The organism is Acetivibrio cellulolyticus CD2 (assembly GCF_000179595.2).
GTDB lineage: Bacteria > Bacillota > Clostridia > Acetivibrionales > Acetivibrionaceae > Acetivibrio > Acetivibrio cellulolyticus.
Window position 1 is genome coordinate 70210 of sequence record NZ_JH556652.1, and the last position, 1269, is coordinate 71478.

The following is a 1269-nucleotide window of genomic DNA, read 5'->3' on the forward strand; positions in this document are numbered from 1 at the left end:
GAGAAGTTCTTTGCTTTTATTAAAGGCATCAATATATTTTCTTCGCTTACTATTTTTGCATCAGAACGAGAACGAGTGAAACATTCGAAACGTATGCAAGAATCTCTTGATAAAATATTAATAAGTAAACAAATGGGTGCATCATTACTTGGCGGATTATTTTTATTAACGTGAATGTACAATTCAAAGTTTGGGGCAGAATTGTCATCATAAGATTTATATGGATTTTTAGTACTAACATCTTCACATGCGATGCCCTTATCCTTTAAAATTTTTTTATTTTTTCAAAATAAGAATTTCTTATTGTTAAATCTTCAGTCGGCACATTTACTGCTTTTCTAAGTGTATCTAATGCCCATATATTTAAAGATTTTCCTTCAGCATATGCTTTATTTGTAAATATTTGTTTTAAATCTTCCCCCACACTTAGCTTTAAAGTAAGTTCATCCATAAAGACCTCTCCTAACTTTGAATTAATTAATATGAAAAAATTATATACTATAAATTCAATCGATGTCAACAAAAAAAAGATATTACCGATAAATAGAGGTATACCTCGATTACTAAACGGATTATATTGCTGTTAGCTCTTCGATTAGATACTTTATATTTTTTATCATTTCCGCTTTATCATTTTGCGATAGATTTTTAAATGATTCTAAAAGCTTAGACCTTAAAGACTGTATTAAATTTGAAACTTCAGTTTTATTGTTTTCGGTAGTGTTTGATTTAGCTAGTGGGCAGCTAATATTTATAGGTACTGTTGTATTTAATACGCTGCTATCGCCAGCTTTAAGTTTTTCTAAGACATTCTTTTGAGCATCTTTATCAAGGCGTGATATCTCAATTGCCTTGGCAAACCCTATATTATTTTCTTTAATTTGTTCTTTCAGGTCTGGAATTATATCTTTTGCTATTTTTATTTCGTTTTGTATGGTTCTTTGTGATTGATTAGTTTTTTCAGCAATGAACTCTGTGAAGGGTTTAACCTTAAGACCATCACAATTATTTGATATTGTATTAGTATTATTTAGTTCATCGTAGATTTCTTTTTTTCGCATAAGATATATACCACGATCCAAATAGTGAAAATCAGAACGTACAAGGTTCTCATCTAATTCCGCAAGCTCTTCCCTAAGTATATCGTCGTGATCTAAATATTCGAATTTTATTTCTTCAAGGTTCAGAAGCTTATGAGCCTCCAACCGATTTAAACCAGCTAAAAGTTCATTTCTTTTATTTAAGACTATTGGCTGCAGCAGGCCCAAC

At 30.3% G+C, this 1269-nt stretch carries 2 protein-coding genes; both read right to left on the reverse strand.

Annotation, left to right across the window (positions count from 1 at the left end; all coding sequences use genetic code 11):
* Positions 1-265 precede the first annotated feature (265 nt).
* Complete coding sequence (locus ACECE_RS0202250) at positions 266-451, reverse strand: hypothetical protein (RefSeq protein WP_010243763.1); 186 nt, start codon at positions 449-451, stop codon at positions 266-268.
* Between the two features lie 121 nt (positions 452-572).
* Positions 573-1269, reverse strand: a 697-nt coding sequence (locus ACECE_RS26325; RefSeq protein ID WP_040427931.1) for a ParB/RepB/Spo0J family partition protein, incomplete at its 5' end; no start/stop codon positions are given.